Source organism: Streptomyces adustus, assembly GCF_009377175.1.
GTDB classification, from domain to species: domain Bacteria; phylum Actinomycetota; class Actinomycetes; order Streptomycetales; family Streptomycetaceae; genus Streptomyces; species Streptomyces adustus.
Map to the genome: position 1 here is coordinate 1 of NZ_VJZD01000046.1, position 23,137 is coordinate 23,137.

Here is a 23,137-nt window from a genome sequence, read left to right on the forward strand (position 1 = left end):
TTCCTGTGGTTCCCCCGGCGACCGCGCGGACATCGGCGCCGAGGCCGCCGGGGGAACCACAGGAAAGGCCCCCAGGGAGCGCCAGAAGGCGGGTACGGGAGGCGGGGACGGTGGGCGTGGACGAGGTGGCCGCGGGGCCGGCCGCGGACGCCTGAGCGCCCACGGTGGCCCGCCGGGAGGCGCAGCGGGCGAGCCGGGTGCGCACGTCCTGCTCCGCGAGCGTGCGGCAGCGGTCGAGGAGGGCGGCGGCGACGGGGCCGCCCCGCAGCGCCCGCAGGGCGGCGAGGTCGTCCGGGTCGGGACGGTACCCGGCACCCAGCGCCTCCTCCAGGAGCGCGAGATAACCGCTCGCGGTGCCGGGCAGGGCGGCGCGGTACCGGGCGAGGTCGGCCACCAGGAAGGCGCGCAGCCGGGCGCCCTCGCGCATCGCCTCGTCTAGGGACTCGGCGACGCGAAGGCAGTCCTGGACGTCCTCGGCCGAGGCGGGGGCGGGGTTCAGGGCGAGGGCGAGGGCGCGGCGGAGCACACGCAGCTCCTCCACGCCGAACGCCATGCCGCCGCGGGATCCGTATGGCGTGGGCATGGAGCGACGGTACGCGCTAATCAGACAAATTCCGCATAAGGTGCGGGCGTGGCGCGCGCGTCCCACCCGGGTGGCCGCCACCCGACCGGCCGCCACCCGACCGCGACCGGCACGGTCGCCGACCGGCCGTGCGGACCTCGTCCGCCCCGATCCCGGCCGACCGTTCGGAACCCGCCCCGCGCGGCCTCGCCCGACCGTGCCGAACCCGCCCGGCGCCGCCTCGCACCACCGCCCGGCCCGGCGGCGCAGACGCCCGCGCCACCGGCACGCGCCGGACCACGACACGGAGCCGGGGCGTTCCACAGGTTGGAACGCCCCGGCTCTGTCGTGTCGCGTGTGGTGCCTCAGAGGCGGGACACGTTTCGTTCGTAGACCATCCGCAGGCCGATGAGGGTCAGCCACGGCTCGTGCTCGTCGATCACGGACGCCTCGCCCAGCACCATCGGCGCCAGTCCGCCGGTGGCGATCACCGTCACCTCGTCCGGGTCGTCCGCCAGCTCCCGTGCCATCCGGCTGACGACGCCGTCGACCTGGCCGGCGAATCCGTACACGATCCCGGCCTGCATCGCCTCGACCGTGTTCTTCCCGATCACGCTGCGCGGCCGGGCGACCTCGATCTTGCGCAGCTGGGCGCCCTTGACGCCCAGCGCCTCGACCGAGATCTCGATGCCGGGCGCGATGACCCCGCCCACGTACTCCCCGCGCGCGCTCACCGCGTCGAACGTGGTCGCCGTGCCGAAGTCGACGACGATCGCCGGACCGCCGTACAGCTCGACGGCCGCCACCGCGTTGATGATGCGGTCGGCGCCGACCTCCTTGGGGTTGTCGGTGAGGATCGGCACGCCGGTCTTCACCCCTGGCTCCACCAGCACCGCGGGCACGTCGCCGTAGTACCGGCGGGTGACCTCGCGCAGCTCGTGCAGCACGGACGGCACGGTCGCGCAGATGGCGATCCCGTCGATGCCGTCGCCCAGCTCCTCCCCCAGGAGCGGGTGCATGCCCATCAGCCCCTGGAGGAGCACCGCGAGTTCGTCCGCGGTGCGCCGGGCGTCCGTGGAGATCCGCCAGTGCTCGACGATGTCCTCGCCGTCGAACAGGCCGAGCACCGTGTGCGTGTTGCCTACGTCGATCGTCAGCAGCATGGCCGGTCCCCGCTCCCTACTCCGCCGCTCGCAGATCCAGACCGATGTCCAGGATCGGCGAGGAGTGGGTCAGCGCCCCGACCGCCAGGAAATCCACGCCGGTGTCGGCGTAGGTCTTGGCGTTCTCCAGGGTCAGCCGGCCCGAAGCCTCCAGCAGCGCGCGCTCGCGGACGATCCCGGCCGCCTCCGCGCACTGCTCCGGCGTGAAGTTGTCCAGCAGGATCAGGTCGGCGCCCGCCTCCACCACCTCGCGCAGCTGGTGCAGGGTGTCGACCTCGACCTCGACCGGTACGTCGGGGAAGGCCTCGCGCACGGCCGCGAAGGCCTGGGCGACGCCGCCCGCGGCGACCACGTGGTTGTCCTTGACCAGGGCCGCGTCGGACAGCGACATCCGGTGGTTCACCCCGCCGCCGCAGCGCACCGCGAACTTCTCCAGGGAGCGCAGGCCCGGCGTCGTCTTGCGGGTGTCGCGGACCTTCGCCTTCGTGCCCTCCAGGGCGTCCGCCCACGCGCGCGTGGCGGTCGCGATGCCGGACAGGCGGCACAGCAGGTTGAGCGCGCTGCGCTCGGCGGTCAGCAGGTCGCGCGTGCGCGTGGTGACCGACAGGAGCTTCTGCCCGGCCTCGACCCGCTCGCCGTCCTCCACGTGCCGCTCGACCTCGAACTCGTCCGTGCAGACGACCGAGATCACCGCCTCGGCGACCCTGAGCCCGGCCACGACACCCGCCTCGCGCGCGGTGAAGTCGGCGGTGGCCACGGCGTCCTCGGGGATGGTCGCGACCGTCGTCACGTCCACGCCGTTGTCCAGGTCCTCCTGGATGGCGACATTGGCGATGTCCTCGACCTCCAGCGGGTCCAGGCCCGCCTCGGTCAGGAGCTGCGCGAGCGCGGGGTCGAGCCCGCACTCCAGGTATTCCTCGCCGGTGTCCGCGCCGCAGGCACAGCCGTCGCCGCAGCCGCCGGACGAGGCGAGGGGAAGGTCGGGGGTACTCACTGCTGTCACTGCTCCTGGGGACGGTGCGTGGCGGTCCCCGCCGCCCCGGCGGGGCCGGCGGCGGAGGGGAGGGTCGGGGGGAAGTCTGCGGTGTCCGTGGTGCGCACGGCCAGCGAGCGGTCCGGATTCAGCCGTACGACGATGTGGCGCCGCCAGGCGCTGTCGTCGCGGTCGGCGTGGTCCTCGCGCCAGTGGCAGCCGCGGGTCTCCTCGCGCTGCCCGGCGGCGGCGACCAGGACGCGGGCCACGCACAGGAGGTTGGTGGCCTCCCAGGTGTCGACGCCGGGCTCGGCGGTCTTGCCGTTCTCGTCGAGGGCGTCGCGGGCCTCGCTGTGCAGCCGCTGGAGCTGTCCGGCGGCCCGGTCGAGGGAGTCGGCGGAGCGCAGCACACCGGCGCCCTCGGTCATGATCCGCTGGATCGTGAACCGGTCCTCGGGGGCGAGCAGCGGGTGGGCCGGCTTCTCGGGCTGCGCGACCGGTGCGGGCACGCGCGCGTGCAGCCCGTCGCGGGCCCGGCCGCTCGTGATGTCGGCGACGATGCGCTCGGCGTAGACCAATCCCTCCAGGAGGGAGTTGGAGGCGAGCCGGTTGGCGCCGTGCACACCGGTGCAGGCGACCTCGCCGCAGGCGTACAGGCCCGGCACCGTCGTACGGCCGTGGGAGTCGGTGCGCACCCCGCCGGAGGCGTAGTGGGCGGCCGGGGCGATCGGGATGGGCTCGTGCACCGGGTCGATGCCGTGGGCGCGGCAGGCGGCCAGGATCGTCGGGAAGCGGTGCTCCCACATGTCGGCGCCGAAGTGGCGGGCGTCGAGGAACATGTGCTCGGCGTCCTGCTCCTGCATCCGGCGCATGATGCCCTTGGCGACGATGTCGCGCGGCGCCAGTTCGGCCAGCTCGTGCTGACCCACCATGAAGCGCACGCCGTCGGCGTCGACCAGGTGGGCGCCCTCGCCGCGCACGGCCTCGGAGACCAGCGGCTGCTGGCCCTCGGCGTCTGCGCCCAGGAACAGCACGGTCGGGTGGAACTGCACGAACTCCAGGTCGGAGACCTCCGCGCCGGCCCGCAGGGCGAGCGCCACGCCGTCGCCGGTGGAGACGGACGGGTTGGTGGTCGCGGAGAACACCTGGCCCATGCCGCCGGTGGCGAGGACCACGGTCGGCGCGTGCACGGCGCCCACGCCGTCGTGCTGGCCCTCGCCCATCACGTGCAGGGTGACGCCCGCCGTGCGGCCGTCGGCGTCCGTCAGCAGGTCCAGCACGAGCGCGTTCTCGATCGCGCGCAGTCCGCGCGCGTGGAGCGCCTCGACCAGCGCCCGGGAGATCTCGGCGCCGGTCGCGTCGCCGCCCGCGTGCGCGATGCGGCGGCGGTGGTGGCCGCCCTCGCGGGTGAGTTCCAGCCCGCCCTCGGCCGACTCGTCGAAGTGGGCGCCGGTCTCGATCAGCCGCCGTACGGCGTCGGGGCCCTCGGTGACGAGGATCCGTACGGCCTCCTCGTCGCACAGGCCCGCGCCCGCGACCAGCGTGTCGTCCAGGTGCTGCTCGGGGGTGTCGCCCTCGCCCAGGGCCGCGGCGACACCGCCCTGCGCCCAGCGGGTGGAGCCGTCGTCGAGCCGTGCCTTGGTGACGACGACCGTCGTCAGGCCCGCGGCCTGGCAGCGCAGCGCGGCGGTCAGACCGGCCACTCCGGAGCCGACGACCACCACGTCCGCGGAGATGGACCACCCGGGCGCGGGCGCGTGCAGTCGTATGCCTGTGCTGGTCACGAGGCGGCTCCGAAGGTGAGAGGAAGGTTGTCGATCAGCCTGGTCGTGCCGACCCGGGCGGCCACGGCGAGGACGGCCTCGCCAGTGAAGTCGTCGTCGATCTCGGTGAAGTCGGACGGGTCGACGAGGGCGAGGTAGTCCAGTTCGAGGGGCGGGTCCAGCCGGGCGGCGTCGTCGAGCACCAGCCGCGCGGCGGCGCGCACGGCGGCCGCGCAGCCGGGCACGGCCTTGGCCACGGCGTGGGTGTCGGCGGCCGCGCGGGACTCCCCGATGGCGCTGAGCGCCTCGGCGCGGGCGTGCGTGACGGGTGTCGCGCGGGCCCGGGCGCGCAGCGCCTCCTGGGCCGCGTGCCGGTCGCGGCCCGCGAAGAGGGCCTGGGACAGGGCGAGGGCGGTGCGCCGCTGCTCGGGCGAGAGGTAGCGGTTGCGGCTGGACAGGGCCAGCCCGTCCTCCTCGCGCACGGTCGGCACGCCGACGATCTCGATGCCGAAGTTCAGGTCCCGCACCATGCGCCGGACCAGGGCGAGCTGCTGGGCGTCCTTCTGCCCGAACAGCGCCACGTCGGGCCGGGTGAGGTGCAGCAGCTTGCCGACCACGGTGAGCATGCCGTCGAAGTGGCCGGGGCGGGTGGCGCCCTCCAGCCGCTCGCCCATGGGGCCCGCGCCGATCCGGACCTGCGGTTCGCCGCCCGGGTAGACCTCCTCCACGGAGGGCGCGAAGACGACGTCGGCGCCCGCCTGCTCGGCGAGCTTGAGGTCGGCCTCCAGGGTGCGCGGGTAGCGGTCGAGGTCTTCGCCCGCGCCGAACTGCAACGGGTTGACGAAGACCGTGACGACGACCTCGCCGTCCGGACCGGCGAGCTCGCGCGCGGTGCGGATCAGGGTGGCGTGTCCCTCGTGCAGGGCGCCCATGGTCATCGCGACGGCTCGGCGGCCCGCGGGCACACGCGCGTGCAACTCTCCCGCGGTACGCAGCAGGGTGGTGGTCATCCGGCGGCTCCTTCGGTGCCGTGGGTCCCGTCGGTGCGGTCCGCCCCGTCGGCGAGTACCCCGAGCAGGTCCTCCGCGAGTTCCGGCTTCAGCAGTCCGTGGGCGAGCGCCCGGTCGGCGGTCGCGCGGGCCATCGCCAGATAGCCGGCGACGGTTGCCGGGGCGTGCTCGCGCAGCTGGGCGATGTGCGCGGCGACCGTGCCCGCGTCCCCGCGCGCGACGGGGCCGGTCAGCGCCGCGTCGCCGGAGCGCAGGGCGTTGTCGAGGGCGGCGCCGAGCAGCGGGCCGAGCATCCGGTCGGGCGCCTCGACGCCGGCCGTGCGCAGCAGTTCCATGGCCTGGGCGACAAGGGTGACCAGGTGGTTGGCGCCGAGCGCGAGGGCCGCGTGGTAGAGCGGCCGGTTCTCCTCGGCGATCCACTCCGGTTCGCCGCCCATCTCGATGACGAGTGCCTCGGCGGCCAGCCGCAGCTCACCGGGGGCGGTGACGCCGAACGAACAGCCGGCCAGCCGCTGCACGTCCACGGGGGTGCCGGTGAAGGTCATCGCGGGGTGCAGGGCCAGCGGCAGGGCGCCCGCGCGCAGGGCGGGGTCCAGCACCTTCGCGCCGTACCGCCCGGAGGTGTGCACGAGCAGCTGTCCCGGGCGCACGGCGCCGGTCTCGGCGAGTCCGGTCACCAGGCCTGGCAGGGTGTCGTCCGGGACGGTCAGCAGCACCAGCTCGGCGCGGCGCAGGACCTCGGCGGGCGGCACGACCGGCACGTCGGGCAGCAGCAGCGCGGCCCGCCTGCGGGAGGCGTCGGAGACCCCGGAGACGGCCACCGGGCGGTGACCGGCGAGCTCCAGGGACGCGGCCAGCGCGGGACCCACCCGGCCGGCGCCGACGACGCCGACGGTGAGCCGCGCGGGGCGGTCCCTGGGGTCTGGCTGTTGGACTGTACTCACGCGACCGTGACCTTCCCGTTCCAGTCCGCTCTGGGTACCGGACGATTTCTCGTCATGTTAACGCTATCGGCTCCGTCCGGTCCGGTTGTCCACAGGCTGTGGGTTTCCGGACCGGTCCGGATCCGCCGCGCGCACGTGCCCGCACGGACCCGCGCACGGCATGATCCAGGGCATGGACGAGACGACGGAGCAGGGCACGCGGGACACACAGGCCGCGGGAGGCACGGAGATCGCGAGGGGCGCGGAGGACGCGGAAAACGCGGCCGGGTCCCTGGCCGAGCGGCGCTCGGCCGTCCTGCGCAAGGCCCGGCGCACGCTGTCGCGCGCGGGTTCCCGGAGCGCGCTGCGCGACCGGCTGGCGTATCTGCACGAGAGCGCACCCGAGGTGTACGACCTCGACGAACCGGCGGACATCTACGGCAACGGGGTCGTGGAGCGCCTGGAGGAGCGGGTCGCCGCCCTGCTGGGCACGGAGGCCGCCGCGTTCTTCCCGACCGGCACGATGGCCCAGCAGGTGGCCCTGCGCTGCTGGGCGGGCCGCACCGGGAACAGCGCGGTCGCGCTGCACGCGCTGGCGCACCCCGAGGTGCACGAACGGCACGCGCTCAGCCAGGTCAGCGGGCTGCGCCCGGTACGGCTGACGAACGAGCCCCGGCTGCCGACCGCCGACGAGGTGCGCGACTTCCCGGAACCCTTCGGGACCCTGATGCTGGAACTGCCGCTCAGGGACGCCGGTTTCGTCCTGCCCACCTGGGAGGAGCTCGGCGAGGTCGTGGAGGCGGCACGCGAGCGGGACGCGGTGGTGCACTTCGACGGCGCGCGGCTGTGGGAGTCCACCGTCCATTTCAGCCGCCCGCTGGCGGAGATCGCGGGCCTCGCGGACAGCGTCTACGTCTCGTTCTACAAGTCCCTCGACGCCTTCGGCGGCGCGGCGCTCGCCGGGCCCGCCACGCTGGTGGAGGAGGCGAAGGTCTGGCGGCACCGGTACGGCGGCCTGATGTTCCAGCAGTTCCCCACGGCGCTGTCGGCCCTCGTCGGCCTCGACCGCGAGCTGCCCCGGCTGCCCGACTGCGTACGCCACGCGCGCGTGGTGGCCGACGCGTTGCGGAGGGGGTTCGCCGAGGCGGGGGTGCCGTGGGCGCGGGTGCACCCGGAGCGGCCGCACACCCACGAGTTCCAGGTGTGGCTGCCGTACGAGCCGGACCTGCTCAACGAGGCCGCGGTGCTCCAGGCCGAGGAGACGGGGACCCTGCTCTTCGCCTCCGGCTGGCGGCCCGGCGGCCCGGGCCTGGCCTTCACCGAGGTCGGGGTACGCGCGTCCGGACTGGAGTGGACGCCTGAGGACGTGACGGCGGCCGTCGCCGACTTCGTGTCCCGGCTGCGCCGGACGGACGAGCACACCGACGACTGAGCGGTCCCGGGGCCGGACCGGACGGGCCACCCGGACCGGGACCGGGTCGAGGGCGTTGTCGGTGGTGGAGTGCACCATGGGGGCATGAGCGTGGGCACATGAGCGTGAGCATCGACATCGCGGGGCTGCGGCCGGAGAGGGTCACGGTCGTGCCCTCCCCGCTGGCCGAGCTCGGCATGGCGCTGCACGCCCTGGCCGAGCCGGGACACCATCCCGAACTCCAGGGCTGGGTGACGAGCGTCACCAGTCGGCTCGACTCGCATCTGGCCGACCGGATGTGCGAGGCCGACTTCCTGTGGCGTACGACGTTCTCGGACCTGTTCCTGCCGTTCGCGGGCATCCCGGGCCGCGGCACGCTCCCGGGCGCCACGCTCCCCGGCGCTACGCTCGCCGACGACCTCGACCTCCTGGACCAGCTGACGGACGAACAGTTCGTGGACGCGGCGATGGAGTTCACCTGCACGCTGAACTACGACGTCCAGGCCCCGGACCTGCTGGCGGACGCCGACGCCCGCCGCCGCGCACTGGAGGTCGCCGCCTCCCGCGGCCCGCAGCAGGTGCGTTTCGCGCAACGGCTGCTCGACGACCCGCCCAGCGTCCGGGCCTGGCTGCGGCGGTTCCTGGAGGACTGCGACGAGGCGTTCTTCGACGAGGCCTGGTCCCGGCTGCGCCACCAGCTGACGGCGGACGCCCGGCACAAGACGGAGCTGCTGCGACACAAGGGGCTGGCCGAGGCACTGGCCGCGGTCTCCCCCATCGTGACGGTCGACGAGAGCGCCGGGCGGATCCTCGTGGACAAGCTGGTCCAGGGCCGTACGACCACGGCGGGCGGCGGCCTCCTGCTGCTGCCGACCAGCTTCGGCCGACCGCATCTGACCGTGCTGCACCGCTACGGCTGGCAGCCGCTGCTCCAGTACCCGGTCGGATCGCCCGAACCGGCCTCCGCCCCGTCGGTCGAGCAGCTCGCCCTGCGGATGACCGCGCTGTCCCACCCCGTCCGGATGCGCATCTGCCGCCATCTGGCGCGCAGCGCTCACACCACCAGCGAGCTGGCCCGGATACACGGCATGACGGCACCCGAGATCTCCCGGCACCTCGGGGTGCTGAAGAAGGCGGGCCTGGTCATCACCCGGCGGCGCGGCCGGTACGTCATGCACCAGCTGGACGTCTCCGTGGTGGCACGGCTGGGCAGCGACTTCCTGGAGGGGATCCTCCGCTAGGGTCTCGGCCCCGGACCGGGGTCAGCCGTGGCCGCCGCCGGCCCGTACCAGGCCCGTCTCGTAGGCCAGGACCACCACCTGCACCCGGTCCCGCAGCCCCAGCTTCGTCAGGATGCGGCCCACGTGCGTCTTGACGGTCGCCTCGGACAGCACCAGCCGGGCCGCGATCTCCCCGTTGGACAGACCCTGGGCGACCAGCACCATCACCTCGCGCTCCCGGTCGGTGAGCCGCTCCAGCTCGGTGAGCCGGGGCTCCTTGCCGGTGGAGGGCAGCATCGGCGCGAAGCGGTCGAGCAGGCGGCGGGTGGTGGAGGGGGCGACCACGGCGTCACCGCTGTGCACCGAACGGATCGCGGCCAGCAGCTCGGCGGGCGGCACGTCCTTGAGCATGAACCCGGACGCGCCCGCCTTCAGGCCCGAGAAGGCGTACTCGTCGAGGTCGAACGTGGTCAGGATGAGCACCTTCGGCGGCTCCGGCTCCGAGCAGATCCGGCGAGTGGTCTCGACCCCGTCGAGCTTCGGCATACGGACGTCCATCAGGACGACGTCGACCTCGCTGGAGCGCAGCACCTGGAGCGCCTCGACCCCGTCGCCCGCCTCCGCGACGACCTCCATGTCCGGCTGGGCGTCGAGCACCATCCGGAATCCGGTGCGCAGCAGCACCTGGTCGTCGACGAGCATCACGCGGATCGTCATGAGCCTCTTCCGTTTCGTGGTTCGCGGTCGAGCGGTTCGCGGTGGGGCGGCCTGCTCGCGGTCGGTGGGTCGGGCAGGGCGTGACAGGTGTCAACGAGGGGCGCGCGTCGGGGTCAATGCGCGGGTTTGAGCGGGAGCAGGGCGCTGATACGGAATCCTCCGCCCGGCCGCGGGCCCGCGTCGAGGGTGCCGCCGACCATGCCCACGCGCTCGCGCATGCCGATCAGGCCGTGCCCCCGGCCGTCGGCACCGCCCTCCTCGTACAGCTCGTGCGGGGCGCCCTTTCCGTCGTCCTCGACGAGCAGGCCGAGTCCGTCGTCGAAGTAGACCAGGCGCACGCTCGCACCGGCGTTCGACCCGCCGTGCTTGCGGGTGTTGGTGAGCGCCTCCTGCACGATGCGGTACGCCGTGAGCTCCACGCCGCTGGGCAGCGGGCGCGGGGTGCCCTCGATCTTGAAGTCGACGGGCAGCCCCGCGTCCCGGCACTGCTCGACGAGGTCCTCGATCTGCTGGACGTCGGGCTGCGGCACGTACTCCCCGACCTCCTGGTGCTCCCCGGTCCGCAGCACCCCGAGCAGGCGGCGCATCTCGGCGAGGGCCTGGCGGCCGGTGGAGGAGATCGTCTCCAGGGCCTTCCTCGCCTGGTCGGGTGCCGCGTCGAGGACATAGGCGGCGCCGTCGGCCTGCACCACCATCACCGACACGTTGTGCGCGACCACGTCGTGCAGTTCGCGCGCGATCCGGGCGCGCTCGGCGGCGACCGCGACCTTCGACTGCGCCTCGCGCTCCTTCTCCAGGCGCGCGGCCCGCTCCTCCAGCTGGGCGAAGTAGGCACGGCGGGTGCGCATGGAGTCGCCGAGCACCCAGGCGAGGGCGAACGGCACGGTCTGGAAGATCACGATCGCCACGTTGCCCAGGGCGCTCGAATGCTCGTTCGGCCATCGCAGCTGGGCCAGGGTGGCCGCGGCCAGGCCCATGCCCAGGGCGAGCCAGGACGCCCAGCGGGCGCCGGTCGCGGCGACCGTGTAGACGATCACCAGCATGGCGAAGTCGGCGGCCGTCGTCTCGACGTCCAGCACCAGCTGCGCCAGTCCGAGCACGGCCGTCAGCACCAGCATCTGCATCGGCAGACGCCGGCGCAGCGCGACCACCAGGCACAGCAGGAACGTCACCGGGATGATCCGGGCCGGGGAGTCGGTGCCCGCGGTCTCCGCACGGGCGGCTCCACCCGCGACCGAGATCCCGAACAGGACGGCAGCCCAGAAGCTGTCGACCCAGGTCGGGTGTCTGCGGAGGAGGTCATAGAGGCGCTGCACGCAACCCAGCGTAGGGAAGCGAGATGCGGGTGGGGGTCAACCGGAGGGCCGATCCGTGCCCGACGCGCGTACTCCGCAAGGTGGAGGCCGTGATCAACACGACGCCTAGTCTGTGGGGGTGGAGCAGGACACGACGGACCCCGCGGACGCGACGGAAGCGACGAACACGGCAGACCCGGTCGGCGGGTGGCGTGGCTGGCGGGCGGCGGCCGAGGACGCCCTGTACGGGCCGGACGGCTTCTACCGGCGGCCGGAGGGCCCCGCCGGTCACTTCCGTACGTCCGTGCACGCCTCGCCGCTGTTCGCCGAGGCGGTGGCCCGGCTGCTGTGCCGGGTCGACGAGGCCCTGGGCCGGCCCGCCGTGCTCGACTTCGTCGACCTGGCCGCCGGCCGCGGTGAACTGGTCCGCGGGGTGCTCGCCGCGCTGCCCGCGGACGTCGCCGCCCGCACGCGCGCGTGCGCCGTCGAGATCGCGGACCGCCCGTCCGGTCTCGACCCGCGGATCGGCTGGCTGCCCGAGCCGCCGCGGGAGGTCACCGGGCTGCTGTTCGCCAACGAGTGGCTGGACAACGTGCCCGTGGACGTCGCCGAGGTGGACGCGGCGGGGGTGGCGCGACTGGTGCTGGTCCGGGCGGACGGTGCCGAGCGGCTCGGGGAACCGGTGCGGGGAGCGGCGGCGGACTGGCTCGCGCGCTGGTGGCCGCTGCCGGACGAGGAGGGGCTGCGCGCGGAGATCGGGCTCCCCCGGGACCGCGCGTGGGCGTCCGCCGTCTCCCGCGTGGCGCGGGGGCTCGCGGTGGCCGTGGACTACGCGCACACCGCGGACGCGCGCCCCCCGTTCGGGACGCTGACCGGCTTCCGGGAGGGGCGCGGGACGACGCCCGTGCCGGACGGTTCCTGCGACATCACGGCGCATGTCGCACTGGACGCCTGTACGTTCGCGGGCGCCCGCCGGATCACGCAGCGCACCGCGCTGCACCGCCTGGGGCTCACCGGCGCACGCCCCCCGCTCACGCTCGCCTCCAGCGACCCGACGGCATACGTCCGCGCCCTCGCGCAGGCCGGAGAGGCCGCCGAACTGACCGCGCCCGGCGGGCTGGGCGACTTCGGGTGGCTGCTCCAGCCGGTGGGGATCACCGACCCGCGCGCCCTACTTGTCGATGTCCCCGACCACGAAGAACAGTGAGCCGAGGATGGCCACCATGTCCGCCACCAGCGTGCCCGGCAGCAGCTCGGTCAGCGCCTGGATGTTGTTGTACGAGGCGGACCGCAGCTTCAGCCGGTACGGGGTCTTCTCCCCCTTGCTGACCAGGTAGTACCCGTTGATGCCGAGCGGGTTCTCGGTCCACGCGTAGGTGTGCCCCTCGGGCGCCTTCAGGACCTTCGGCAGCCGCTGGTTGATCGGTCCGGGCGCGAGCCCGGCGAGCCGGTCGAGGCAGGCGTCGGCGAGGTCCAGCGCGTTGTGCGTCTGCTCCAGGAGGCACTCGAAGCGGGCCAGGCAGTCGCCCTCCTGCCGGGTGACGACCTTCAGAGTGTCCTGGAGCTCCCCATAGGCGAGGTAGGGCTCGTCGCGGCGCAGGTCGAAGTCGACGCCGGAGGCGCGCGCGATCGGCCCGCTCACTCCGTACGCGTGCACGGCCTGCACCGTGAGGGCGCCCACGCCCCGCGTACGCCCGCGGAAGATCTCGTTGCCGAGCACCAGGTCGTCGTAGACGTCCATGCGCGAGCGCACGGCGGCCACCGCGGCACGGGCGCGGCCCGACCAGCCGGCCGGCAGGTCCTCCTTCAGGCCGCCGACGCGGTTGAACATGTAGTGCATGCGCCCGCCGGAGACCTCCTCCATGACGTTCTGGAGGACCTCGCGCTCGCGGAAGGCGTAGAACACCGGGGTGATGCCGCCCAGCTCCAGCGGGTAGGACCCGAGGAACATGAGGTGGTTGAGCACCCGGTTCAGCTCCGCGAGGAGCGTGCGGGTCCACACCGCGCGCTCCGGCACCTCCATGCCGAGCATGCGCTCCACCGCGAGGACCACGCCCAGCTCGTTCGAGAACGCCGACAGCCAGTCGTGGCGGTTGGCGAGCATGATGATCTGGCGGTAGTCGCGCGCCTCGAAGAGCTTCTCGGCGCCGCGGTGCATGTAGCCGATCACCGGCTCCGCGCTGACGATGCGCTCGCCGTCCAGCACCAGCCGCAGGCGCAGCACCCCGTGCGTGGAGGGGTGCTGCGGCCCGATGTTGAGCACCATGTCGGTGCTCTCCGCGGCGCCGCCGATCCCGACCGTGGTCTCCGTCGTAGGAGTCATGGACACAGTCTCCCCTACGTACGCTGGCCCCATGGAGACGGGGAGCCCGGGTGGGGCCGGTGCGACAGGGGACGAGCAGGTGGTGTGGACGGGGCTGCCGCCCGGGCTGCTGCGGATGCGGCGGTTGCTGCTGGTGGTGTGGCTGGGGTCGGTAGCCCTCGCCGTCGGACTGCTGCTCGGACTGCTGGCGGGGCCCGCCTGGGCGGCCTTCGCGCTGCTGCCGCTGGCCGCGGCCGGATGGGGCTGGGTGATGCTCGGCCGCAACTGGCGCTCCTGGCGGTACGCCGAGCGCGCCGACGACCTGCTGCTCAGCCGGGGCGTGCTGTGGCGTACGGAGACCGTCGTGCCGTACGGGCGGATGCAGTTGGTCGAGGTGACCTCCGGTCCCGTCATGCGGTGGTTCGGGCTGGCCGGGGTGCAGCTGCACACGGCGGCCGCCGCGACCGACGCGACCGTCCCCGGCCTCGAACCGGCCGAGGCGCAGCGGCTGCGCGACCGGCTCACCGAGCTGGGCGAAGCCCGGTCGGCGGGGCTGTGACGGCGCCCGACGCCGGTCCCGACGTCCGCGCGCCGCGGCCGGTGACCGAGCGGCGGCTGCATCCCGTCACACCGTTCCGGCGGGCGTGGGCGCCGGTCGCGGTGATCGTGGGCTGGGCGGCGCACGACCCCGACCAGGCACAGGCGCAGCTGACCCGGCTGACCACGACGACGCTGCTGGTCGCGCTCGCCGTGTTCGTCCCGGCCGCCTGCCTCTACGGCTTTCTCACCTGGTGGTACACCCACTTCTCGGTGACCGACACCGAACTGCGCATACGGACCGGCCTGTTGTTCCGGCGCACCGCGCACATCCGGCTGGAGCGCATCCAGGCGGTCGACGTCACCCGGCCGCTCCTCGCGCGCGTGGCGGGCGTCGCCAAGCTCAGGCTCGATGTCGTCGGCACGGACAAGAAGGACGAACTCGCCTTCCTGGGCGAGGGCGAGGCACGCCGACTGCGGGCCGAACTGCTCGCGCGGGCGGCTGGTTTCGCGCCCGAGACGGCCCACGAGGTCGGCGAGGCGCCGTCCCGGCAGCTGCTGCGCGTGCCCGCGCGCGACCTCGCGGTCTCGCTGCTGCTGACCGGCGCGACCTGGGGCGCGCTGGCCGTCGCGCTCGTCGTACCGCCGGTGCTGTGGCTGGCCACCCACAGCGTGTGGACGGTGCTCGCGACCGGTGTGCCCCTGCTCGGCGCGGCCGGCGCGCGCAGCGTGGGGCGGTTCGCCGGTGAGTACGACTGGACGCTCGGCGAGTCGCCGGACGGGCTGCGCATCGACCACGGGCTGCTGGACCGCGCGCACGAGACCGTACCGCCGGGACGCGTGCAGACCGTGCGGATCGTGCAGCCGCTGCTGTGGCGGCGGCGCGACTGGGTGCGGGTGGAGCTGGACGTGGCCGGGTCGTCCGGTTCGGTGCTGGTGCCGGTCGCGCCGCGCGAGCTCGCCGACGCGGTCGTCGCGCGCGTGCTGCCCGGGGTGACCGTGCCGGCCGCCACGGCCATGACCACGGCGGCGGCCCGGCCGCCGCGACGGGCCGGGCGGTGCGTGCCGGTGTGGTGGCGGGGCTACGGACTGGCGGTCACCGACGCGGTGTTCGCCGCCCGGCACGGGCTGCTGCGGCGCACCGTGGCGCTGGTGCCGCACGCCAAGGTGCAGAGCGTACGGCTGACGCAGGGGCCCTGGCAGCGGCTGTGGCGGGTCGCCGACGTGCACGTGGACACGGGGGCCGGCAAGTCGGTGACCGCCCGGCTGCGGGACGCGCGGGAGGCCGCGGAGCTGCTGCGCGGCCAGGCGGAGCGTTCCCGTACGGGACGCAGGGACGCCCGGCCCGACAGGTGGATGGCCTGAGCGGACGCCGGGCGTCGGACCTGCGGGACCGTCAGGAGGCCGCGCTACGCAGCTTCTGAAGGTCGATCTGCTCCGTCTCGTCGTGCTCCGTCAGGTCGATGACCTGGCCGGCGTCGCGCGCCTGCGGGTCCACCGGGCTGAACTCCCCCTCCGCCGCCTTGTGCACGGCGATGGCCTCCTCGCCGACGACGTCGGCGAGGTCCTCGTGCTGCACGGCGTCCAGGGCGGGCGGCTCCGCGGACTTCTGCATGCCGAAGAAGTCGAACCCACCCTCCGTCGTCGGCCTGCGCACGGGCGCGGCGGCCGGTACGACGGCCACGGCGGTCGGCACGGTGAAGTGCCCGGAGGGCCGGTGCACGGGGGCGGGGGACTTCGCCGGGGCCGGCAGCTGCGGGCGGGCGGACTGCGCCGCCTGGGGTGCGGGTGCCTGGGGTGCGGGTGCCTGGGCCGGCTCCCTGCGGGCGACCGCCGTGCTCGCGGCGGGAGCCGTCTCCGGCCGTGCGACGGTGTCCGTCCGGGCGGCCGTGCGCGCCTCGGGGACGGCGATCTCCCGGGAGGCCGCCGCTCGGGGCGTGCCGGTGTCCTCGGCGGTGCCGCCCGCTGCCGGGCGGGCCGTGCCCTCCGGGGCGGCGGTCTCCTCGACGGTGACGGTCCCTTCCGGGGCGGCCGGCTCCTCCTGGGCGGCGAGCTTCTCCGTGGCGGCGAGCTTCTCCGTGGCGGTCGGCTTCTCCGTGGCGGTCGCAGCGGTGGCGGTCGCAGCGGTGGCGACGGCCTCTTCGCGGGTGGTGCTCTTCGTGTCCGCCATGGGTTCGGCGGCCGCACGCCGGTGCTCGTCGACCGCCTCGGGCTTCCCCTGCGCCTCGTCCTCCTGCCCGGCCTGCGCACGGAGCGCGACCTCGGCGCCGGAGGCACCGGAGGCGGCGGGCCGCACGGAGTCCGTGGACTTCGACCCGGTCCCGGCGGACGCGTCCGCGGCGGCCTCGGCGTCGAACCGGCTCAGCGCCGCCTTCGCCCGCAGGAACAGCTTTGATCCCTCGGGGGAGAAGGCCGCCGGAGCCGGCGGCGCCGCCTCGCCGACCGTCCCCGCGTCCTCGTCGTCGTCCTCGTCCTCGTCGCCGTCCTCGTCGTCGCCTTCATCCTCGGCGTCGGCAGCGACATCGGCCTCGGCATCGATGTCGCGCTCCGCCTCGGCATCGACCACGGCGTCGGTCCCCGCACCGGTCGCGGCCTCGGCGTCGGTCTCTGCGTCGGTCTCTGCGTCGGTCTCTGCGTCGGTCTCCGCCGGGGCAGCCACAGCCTCGGTCTCCTCCGCCGCGGACGAAGCCGTCCCCGGCGGCAGTGCCCGCGCGGGGGCCGCGCTCTCTATCTCCAGCAGCCGGCGGCCCTCCAGGGCGGTCGCCCGCTCGGTCTCCGCCGTCGCGTACCGCCGCAGCAGCGCTGCGTGCTCGTTGCGCAGCCGGGCCAGCTCGGCGCGCTTCGCCCGCAGCCGCTGCTCCAGCTTCACGCGCAGCTCGCGCGACTCCTCCAGGTCGGTCTCCAGTTCGGCGACACGTTCCTCGTGCCGCCAGTCGTCGCTCGCACGCGCGCGAGTGAGGTCGGCGACCTGTTTGCCCGCCTGGGCATCCCAGCGGCGCATGACGACAGCGCCCAGTACGGCCGTCGTCGCGGCGGCCGCGGCCAGACCGCGGAGCACCATCGCCTGCGAGAACACCCAGGGGGCGAAAGCGCAGACAACGGAGACGCCGGCGATCACCGAAGGCGGCAACAGCCTGTGCAGGGGCGGGGAATGGCGGTGACGTCCACGTGGCATGGCCAGAAACTTACCGCGCGTAGGCAAGTGGTGGTGCCCCGCAGCACAAAAACGCAGCCATACCGAAGCCTTTTCAGCCTTCGTTCAGTCGCCCGCTCATCCACTGCAACGCCGCGGGGATCTCCCGGCGCCAGGTATTGAAGTTGTGTCCGCCGCTTTCGAGGATGATCGATGAGATCCGTGTCAGGTTCGTCGCCTGCACCCGTTCTATGAACTTCAGCGTGGTTTTGTAGTTGGATTCGCCGGCCTTGCTGCTGGTGACGAGCAGTGAAGTGTCCGGCGCCGGCTGGTGCTTGATGAACCACAACAGGTCCGCCCGCCGACGCAGCAGCTCGTCGCCGTGGAAGAGATCGCCGGTGGTGGGGTCGTGGGGCGCCTTGTAGTAAGGCGACAGGCCCGCGCCCGCCGCGTAGGCGTCGGGGTGGTGCATGGCGAGCTTCAGCGCGCAGTAACCGCCGGTGGAGTCGCCGATGATGCCCCAGCTGCCCGGTTTCCCGCCCGCCCGGTAATGCGCCCGTACCGCGTTCGGCAGATCCTTGGCGAAGAACGACTCGGTCTGCGGCCCGCCCGGGATGTCCACGCACTCCGTGTCACGCGGCGGCGCCACGGTCGGCCGGAGCATCACCAGGATCATCGGCTGCATACGGCCGTCCTTGGCGAGTTCCCGCGCCGTGCGCGGATAGTTCAATTTGTCCACCAGCGCCTCGGCGGTGCCCGGATATCCGGTGAGGACCACCGCCACGGGAAACGTGCGCGTCCGGTAGGCCGACTGGAAGTACTCCGGCGGCAGATACACGTACGCGGGGGTGGCGATGCGTGTCCTGCGGCCGAAGACGTCGATCTTCTGGATCTGCCCGCCGACCTGCGGCTGGGCACTGCCCTGGTCCGTCACCGGGCTGGTGCCGACCACCTCCAGCGGACCGCCCGAGCCGCGGCCCACCGTGTGGTTGACGACCACGCCCTGGCCTTTCTCCCGCCCGAACAGGTCCGCCCAGTCCGCGTAGAACCCGAAGGCCTGGTTGACCGCCAGTGCCACACAGACGAAAACCGACAGCTGGGTGACGAGCAGGAGCCCCACCCGTCCGACGACCGCCCACCAGGTGCGCCGCGACAGCCGCGGCCACCACCACACCGTGCCGACGAACAGCAGCACGGCGAGGACTATCGCCAGTACCAGCACCTTGTTGCTCGTGAGCCCCATAAGGCTTTCCCGCCTGCGCTTCCCGTCCGGGCTCCCGCGCTCGACGCGATCTTTCGCGAGCACTTGTCCCGAACTTTCCTCTGCCTTTGACGCGGCTTTGTCGAGAGGAGTGAACCTCTCCCCCCGAGACACCGTCCTAGAGGGCGCAATGTCGCCGGATGCCCTGAAACGGCACCGGATTCAAGGTCTCTCGCAGAACCACGGGATGCGATGTCTGTCAGGGAAGATGGGGAAATGTCGGACGGGGTTCCGAACCGATCAAGCCGAGTGCGGCGCCTCCTGCGAGGGCCGCGCCCCGAGTCCGTACCCGCTCTCGTCGGCAGAGCGTGTGCCCTGGTCGGTGCCCTGGACATCGCCGCGGGCGTCTTCCCGCGCTTCCGGCACAGCCGTATGCACTCCATGGCCGAGGTGCTGCCGGGCTCGGTCGGCCCGTTCGCGGCCGCGCTCTCGCTCAGCAGCGGCGTACTGCTGCTCCTGCTCGCCCACGGCCTCAAGCGCGGCAAGCGCCGGGCCTGGCGGGCCGCGGTGGCGCTGCTGCCCGCGGGTGCCGTCGGACAGTTCACGTACCGGCACTCCCCGGTCGGAGTGCTGATCTCGCTCGCCCTGCTCGCACCGCTGCTGCTGCACCGCGACCAGTTCGCCGCGCTGCCCGATCCACGCAGCCGATGGCGTGCTCTTGCCAACTTCGTCCTCATGGGCGCCGGTTCCCTCGTCCTCGGACTCGTCATCGTCAGCGTCCACCCGAAGCGCATGATCGGCGACCCGAGCCTGGCCGATCGCCTGACGCACGTCCTGTACGGCCTCTTCGGCTTCGAGGGTCCCGTCGACTACCAGGGCAGCACCTCCTGGACGGTCGCCTTCTCCCTGGGCGCCCTCGGCCTGCTCACCGCGGTCACCACGATCTACTTCGCCTTCCGCCCCGAGCACCCGGCCGCCCGTCTCACCGAGGAGGACGAGGCCCGGCTGCGCGACCTGCTGGCCCGGCACGGCCGCCGCGACTCCCTCGGCCACTTCGCGCTGCGCCGCGACAAGGCCGTCGTCTTCTCCCCCAGCGGCAAGGCCGCGGTGACCTACCGCGTCGTCTCCGGTGTGATGCTCGCCAGCGGCGACCCCATCGGGGACGTCGAGGCCTGGCCGGGCGCCATCGAACGCTTCATGGACGAGGCCAGGGCCCACTCCTGGACCCCGGCCGTCATGGGCTGCTCGGAGACGGGCGGGGAGGTGTGGACCCGCGAGACCGGCCTCGACGCCCTCGAACTGGGCGACGAGGCGGTGGTGGACGTCGCGGATTTCTCGCTCGCCGGCCGCGCGATGCGCAACGTGCGCCAGATGGTCAAGCGCATCGAGCGCGCCGGTTACGAGACCCGAGTACGGCGCGTGGGTGACCTCGGCGAGGCCGAGCTGGAACGAGTGCGGCAGGCCGCGGCCGCCTGGCGCGGCACCGACACCGAGCGTGGCTTCTCCATGGCCCTCGGCCGGATCGGCGACGCCTCCGACGCCGACTGCCTCATCGCCACCGCCCACAAGGCCGACGCCGAACCGGGACCGTACGGCGACCTGAAGGCCGTACTGCACTTCGTGCCCTGGGGCACCGACGGCGCGTCGCTCGACCTCATGCGGCGCGACCGCTCGGCCGACCCGGGCATGAACGAGCTCCTCATCGTCGCCGCGCTCCAGGCCGCCCCGAAACTCGGCATCGCGCGCGTGTCGCTCAACTTCGCGATGTTCCGCTCGGCGCTGGCCCGCGGCGAGAAGATCGGCGCGGGCCCGGTGCTGCGCGCCTGGCGCGGGCTGCTGGTCTTCCTCTCCCGCTGGTTCCAGATCGAGTCCCTGTACAAGTTCAACGCCAAGTTCCAGCCCCGGTGGGAACCGCGCTTCGTCGTCTACCGCGCCTCGGCCGACCTGCCCCGCATCGGCTTCGCGGCCATGCAGGCCGAGGGCTTCGTGAACCTGGCGCTGCCGCTGCCGGGCTTCCTGCGCCGCCGCTCGGCCAGCCCCCGCCCGTGCGCGCACGGGCTGGCGGAACAAGGTGTGCACGTGGCCTGAGCGTCCGGGCCGGTCACCGCTACGGGCCCGGACGCGGACCCGGCCACGGAACCGCCCGTGGGCCGCTGCGGGCGTCCGGCCCGCGGCCCTTGCGGGTCTGGCGGCCCGGTCCGGGGCCTACGCTGAACATATGAGCAAGCAGAGCGGACGCGGGCGCGTGGCGGGTCTTCCGGACTGGGACCGCTGCGCGGTCATGGGGGTCGTGAACGTGACCCCCGATTCCTTCTCCGACGGCGGCCGCTGGTTCGACACCACGGCCGCGGTCAAGCACGGCCTCGGGCTGGTCGCCGAGGGCGCGGACCTGGTCGACGTCGGCGGCGAGTCCACCCGCCCCGGCGCCACCCGCGTCGACGAGGCGGAAGAGCTCAAGCGCGTCGTCCCGGTGGTCCGCGGGCTCGCCGCCGAAGGCGTCGTCGTCTCCGTCGACACCATGCGCGCCTCCGTCGCCGCCCAGGCGCTCGCGGCCGGCGCCCGCCTGGTCAACGACGTCAGCGGCGGTCTCGCCGACCCCGCGATGATCCCCGTGGTGGCCGAGACGGGTGCCCCCTTCGTCGTCATGCACTGGCGCGGCTTCCTCCAGGGCGACGCGGTCCACGGCGCTTACGCCGACGCCGTCGCCGAAGTCGTCGACGAGCTGCACGCACGCGTGGAGGCCGTCCTCGCGGGCGGCGTCGCCCCCGACCGCATCGTCGTCGACCCCGGGCTCGGCTTCTCCAAGGAGGCCGAGCACGACCTGGCCCTGCTCGCCCACCTCGACCGGCTGCGCGCCCTCGGTCACCCGCTGCTCGTCGCCGCCTCCCGCAAGCGGTTCCTGGGGCGGGTCCTGGCGGGCCCGGAGGGCGCCCCGCCGCCGGCCCGCGAGCGCGACGCGGCGACGGCCGCCGTCTCCGCGCTCGCCGCCCAGGCCGGCGCCTGGGCGGTACGGGTGCACGAGGTTCGCGCGACCGCGGACGCCGTACGCGTCGCACGCGCCGTGGAAGGCGCCCGCACCCCGGGCGGCGCCCCGGGCACCGACTCCGCCGAGGGAGCCCGGTGAGCGCCCCCCACACCGACGTGGAGCAGGTCGAGGCCGCCAACACGGCCTTCTACGAGGCACTGGAGCGCGGCGACTTCGAGGAGCTGACCTCGCTCTGGCTGACCCCCGCCGACCTCGGCGTCGACGAGGAGTACCACGACCCGGCCGACGCGGGCGTGATCTCCTGCGTGCACCCGGGCTGGCCCGTGCTCACCGGCCGCGGCGAGGTCCTCAGGTCGTACGCGCTGATCATGGCGAACACGGAGTACATCCAGTTCTTCCTCACCGACGTGCACGTCTCCGTCACGGGCGACACCGCCCTGGTGAACTGCACCGAGAACATCCTCAGCGGCGGGCCCGCCCCGAAGGACGGCGAGGAGCTGGGACCCCTGGTCGGGCAGCTCGTGGTCGCCACGAACGTGTTCCGCCGCACGGCCGCCGGCTGGAAGCTCTGGTCGCACCACGCCTCGCCGGTGCTGACCGAGGCCGGCGAGGAGGACGACGAGGAAACCCCCGGCAACCCCTCCTGAGGGGTTGTGTGGGCCGTCGGGACCGGAAAGTGGTTGGAATCACGGCCCGCCGGGTAGAAGCGGCTCCCGGCCCGTGCGCCGCCGGGTTTCCCGGGGGAAACTCCTGAGGAAACTTTCGGGGCCGACCGGGGCCGGTGCGCCGCGGGCCCGGCACTGTCAGTGCTCGCAGGTAGATTCGTTTGAGGCCGGTGTGCCGCGCGCACACGGTACGGACCGGCCGTCACCGACAATTGCAGGAGTGATTCGCGTGGATCGTGTCGCGCTGCGCGGCCTCAAGGCCCGCGGGCACCACGGTGTGTTCCCCAAGGAGCGCGAGGAGGGCCAGACCTTCATCGTGGACCTCGTCCTTGGCCTGGACACCCGGCCGGCCGCGGCCGACGACGACCTGGCGAGGACCGTGCACTACGGCATCGTGGCGGAGGAGGTCGTGGCCATCGTCCAGGGCGAGCCCGTCAACCTCATCGAGACGCTCGCCGAACGCATCGCCGAAGCCTGCCTGAAGCACGACGGGGTCGAGGAGGTCGAGGTCTGCGTCCACAAGCCTGACGCCCCGATCACCGTCCCGTTCGACGACGTGACCGTCACCATCATCCGGAGCCGAGTATGACCGCATCCCTCGCCGGGGGTCACAGCGACCCGACCGTACAGCCGGTACCCGCCTCCGTCGTCGAGAAGGTCGACGCCGCCGACACCACCCTGCACAACCCGCAACGGGCGGTGCTCTCCCTCGGCTCGAACCTCGGCAACCGTCTGGAGACCCTCCAGGCCGCCGTGGACGCGCTGGAGGACACCCCCGGCGTGCGCGTCAAGGCGGTCTCCCCGGTGTACGAGACGGAGCCGTGGGGCGTCGAGCCCGGCAGCCAGCCGTCGTACTTCAACGCCGTCGTGGTCCTGAAGACCACCCTCCCGCCGTCCTCGCTGCTGGAGCGGGCCCACGCGATCGAGGAGGCCTTCCACCGCGTGCGGGACGAGCGCTGGGGTCCGCGCACCCTCGACGTCGACATCGTCGCCTACGCCGACACGGTCAGCGACGACCCGCGGCTCACCCTCCCGCATCCGCGCGCCCACGAGCGTGCCTTCGTCCTCGCCCCCTGGCACGACGTGGACCCCGAGGCCGAGCTGCCCGGCCGCGGCCCGGTCGCCGGTCTCCTGGACATCGTCACCCGGGACGGGGTCACGGCACGCAAGGACCTGGAACTCCGGCTGCCCGAGTAGTCGTTAGGGTCTAGACGACCACAGGGACGGCCCACCGGGTGCGGGCCGTCCACGACCGCTGTCCGGGGGAGCTGAAGGA

Annotated in this window: 21 protein-coding genes; 10 read left to right on the forward strand and 11 right to left on the reverse strand. The window is 73.6% G+C overall.

Going from position 1 to position 23,137, the window contains the following annotated elements; translation table 11 throughout:
- The 6 genes from FNH09_RS14065 to FNH09_RS14090 all read right to left on the reverse strand — a co-directional run.
- Nucleotides 1–553 (reverse strand): hypothetical protein (locus FNH09_RS14065; protein ID WP_152887778.1); only part of this gene is annotated, 553 nt, incomplete at its 3' end.
- A gap of 374 nt (nucleotides 554–927) precedes the next feature.
- A complete protein-coding gene (locus tag FNH09_RS14070; RefSeq protein WP_152887713.1) occupies nucleotides 928–1,725 on the reverse strand; it encodes a type III pantothenate kinase in 798 nt (265 codons plus the stop codon).
- Nucleotides 1,726–1,741: 16 nt separating this feature from the next.
- Nucleotides 1,742–2,719 carry a carboxylating nicotinate-nucleotide diphosphorylase gene (nadC, locus tag FNH09_RS14075; RefSeq protein ID WP_162468560.1) on the reverse strand — a complete coding sequence of 326 codons (978 nt, stop codon included), beginning with the start codon at nucleotides 2,717–2,719 and terminating at the stop codon, nucleotides 1,742–1,744.
- A gap of 5 nt (nucleotides 2,720–2,724) precedes the next feature.
- A complete protein-coding gene (locus FNH09_RS14080) occupies nucleotides 2,725–4,482 on the reverse strand; it encodes an L-aspartate oxidase (RefSeq protein ID WP_162468561.1) in 1,758 nt (585 codons plus the stop codon).
- Nucleotides 4,479–5,471 carry a pantoate--beta-alanine ligase gene (gene panC, locus FNH09_RS14085; RefSeq protein ID WP_152887715.1) on the reverse strand — a complete coding sequence of 331 codons (993 nt, stop codon included), beginning with the start codon at nucleotides 5,469–5,471 and terminating at the stop codon, nucleotides 4,479–4,481. Before panC ends, FNH09_RS14080 begins: the two co-directional genes overlap by 4 nt.
- On the reverse strand, nucleotides 5,468–6,415 hold the full coding sequence (locus FNH09_RS14090) for a DUF2520 domain-containing protein (RefSeq protein ID WP_162468562.1): 948 nt from the start codon (nucleotides 6,413–6,415) through the stop codon (nucleotides 5,468–5,470). Before FNH09_RS14090 ends, panC begins: the two co-directional genes overlap by 4 nt.
- A gap of 172 nt (nucleotides 6,416–6,587) precedes the next feature.
- On the opposite strand from FNH09_RS14090, the gene FNH09_RS14095 reads away from it, so the two are divergent.
- Nucleotides 6,588–7,826 (forward strand): threonine aldolase family protein, encoded by a 1,239-nt coding sequence (locus FNH09_RS14095; RefSeq protein ID WP_420802753.1) that lies wholly within the window; start codon nucleotides 6,588–6,590, stop codon nucleotides 7,824–7,826.
- Nucleotides 7,827–7,924: 98 nt separating this feature from the next.
- Nucleotides 7,925–9,046: a DUF5937 family protein gene (locus FNH09_RS14100; RefSeq protein ID WP_152887721.1), complete on the forward strand. Its 1,122-nt coding sequence runs from the start codon at nucleotides 7,925–7,927 to the stop codon at nucleotides 9,044–9,046.
- A 21-nt stretch (nucleotides 9,047–9,067) separates the two neighbouring features.
- Here FNH09_RS14100 and FNH09_RS14105 read toward each other — a convergent pair whose 3' ends face one another.
- Together FNH09_RS14105 and FNH09_RS14110 are read right to left on the reverse strand one after the other, a co-directional pair.
- Nucleotides 9,068–9,742 (reverse strand): response regulator transcription factor, encoded by a 675-nt coding sequence (locus FNH09_RS14105; RefSeq protein WP_152887723.1) that lies wholly within the window; start codon nucleotides 9,740–9,742, stop codon nucleotides 9,068–9,070.
- A gap of 113 nt (nucleotides 9,743–9,855) precedes the next feature.
- On the reverse strand, nucleotides 9,856–11,058 hold the full coding sequence (locus FNH09_RS14110; RefSeq protein ID WP_162468563.1) for a DUF7134 domain-containing protein: 1,203 nt from the start codon (nucleotides 11,056–11,058) through the stop codon (nucleotides 9,856–9,858).
- 220 nt (nucleotides 11,059–11,278) lie between these two features.
- On the opposite strand from FNH09_RS14110, the gene FNH09_RS14115 reads away from it, so the two are divergent.
- Nucleotides 11,279–12,244 (forward strand): SAM-dependent methyltransferase, encoded by a 966-nt coding sequence (locus FNH09_RS14115; RefSeq protein ID WP_152887782.1) that lies wholly within the window; start codon nucleotides 11,279–11,281, stop codon nucleotides 12,242–12,244.
- Here FNH09_RS14115 and FNH09_RS14120 read toward each other — a convergent pair.
- Nucleotides 12,209–13,360, reverse strand: coding sequence for an NADH-quinone oxidoreductase subunit D (locus FNH09_RS14120; RefSeq protein ID WP_152887728.1), 1,152 nt, complete (start codon nucleotides 13,358–13,360; stop codon nucleotides 12,209–12,211). The genes FNH09_RS14115 and FNH09_RS14120 overlap by 36 nt on opposite strands.
- 31 nt (nucleotides 13,361–13,391) lie before the next feature.
- Here FNH09_RS14120 and FNH09_RS14125 point away from each other — a divergent pair, with 31 nt between their 5' ends.
- Nucleotides 13,392–13,898, forward strand: coding sequence for a PH domain-containing protein (locus FNH09_RS14125; RefSeq protein WP_152887730.1), 507 nt, complete (start codon nucleotides 13,392–13,394; stop codon nucleotides 13,896–13,898).
- Nucleotides 13,895–15,241: a PH domain-containing protein gene (locus tag FNH09_RS14130; protein WP_162468565.1), complete on the forward strand. Its 1,347-nt coding sequence runs from the start codon at nucleotides 13,895–13,897 to the stop codon at nucleotides 15,239–15,241. The genes FNH09_RS14125 and FNH09_RS14130 overlap by 4 nt, the downstream gene beginning before the upstream one ends.
- A 31-nt stretch (nucleotides 15,242–15,272) precedes the next feature.
- Here FNH09_RS14130 and FNH09_RS14135 read toward each other — a convergent pair whose 3' ends face one another.
- The gene (locus FNH09_RS14135) at nucleotides 15,273–17,051 is read right to left on the reverse strand and encodes a hypothetical protein (RefSeq protein WP_152887732.1); all 1,779 of its coding nucleotides are present in this window, start codon (nucleotides 17,049–17,051) and stop codon (nucleotides 15,273–15,275) included.
- Nucleotides 17,052–17,124: 73 nt separating this feature from the next.
- Complete coding sequence (locus FNH09_RS14140; RefSeq protein WP_152887734.1) at nucleotides 17,125–18,252, reverse strand: alpha/beta hydrolase; 1,128 nt, start codon at nucleotides 18,250–18,252, stop codon at nucleotides 17,125–17,127.
- A gap of 234 nt (nucleotides 18,253–18,486) precedes the next feature.
- On the opposite strand from FNH09_RS14140, the gene FNH09_RS14145 reads away from it, so the two are divergent.
- The 5 genes from FNH09_RS14145 (at nucleotide 18,487) to folK (ending at nucleotide 23,058) form a co-directional block, all read left to right on the forward strand.
- Nucleotides 18,487–20,298 (forward strand): phosphatidylglycerol lysyltransferase domain-containing protein, encoded by a 1,812-nt coding sequence (locus FNH09_RS14145; RefSeq protein ID WP_152887736.1) that lies wholly within the window; start codon nucleotides 18,487–18,489, stop codon nucleotides 20,296–20,298.
- Nucleotides 20,299–20,428: 130 nt separating this feature from the next.
- Nucleotides 20,429–21,334: a dihydropteroate synthase gene (folP, locus tag FNH09_RS14150; RefSeq protein ID WP_152887738.1), complete on the forward strand. Its 906-nt coding sequence runs from the start codon at nucleotides 20,429–20,431 to the stop codon at nucleotides 21,332–21,334.
- Complete coding sequence (locus FNH09_RS14155; protein WP_162468566.1) at nucleotides 21,331–21,843, forward strand: nuclear transport factor 2 family protein; 513 nt, start codon at nucleotides 21,331–21,333, stop codon at nucleotides 21,841–21,843. The genes folP and FNH09_RS14155 overlap by 4 nt, the downstream gene beginning before the upstream one ends.
- 247 nt (nucleotides 21,844–22,090) lie before the next feature.
- The gene (gene folB / locus FNH09_RS14160) at nucleotides 22,091–22,450 is read left to right on the forward strand and encodes a dihydroneopterin aldolase (RefSeq protein ID WP_162468567.1); all 360 of its coding nucleotides are present in this window, start codon (nucleotides 22,091–22,093) and stop codon (nucleotides 22,448–22,450) included.
- Nucleotides 22,447–23,058 carry a 2-amino-4-hydroxy-6-hydroxymethyldihydropteridine diphosphokinase gene (folK, locus tag FNH09_RS14165; RefSeq protein ID WP_152887741.1) on the forward strand — a complete coding sequence of 204 codons (612 nt, stop codon included), beginning with the start codon at nucleotides 22,447–22,449 and terminating at the stop codon, nucleotides 23,056–23,058. The genes folB and folK overlap by 4 nt, the downstream gene beginning before the upstream one ends.
- The last annotated feature ends 79 nt before the right edge of the window (nucleotides 23,059–23,137 follow it).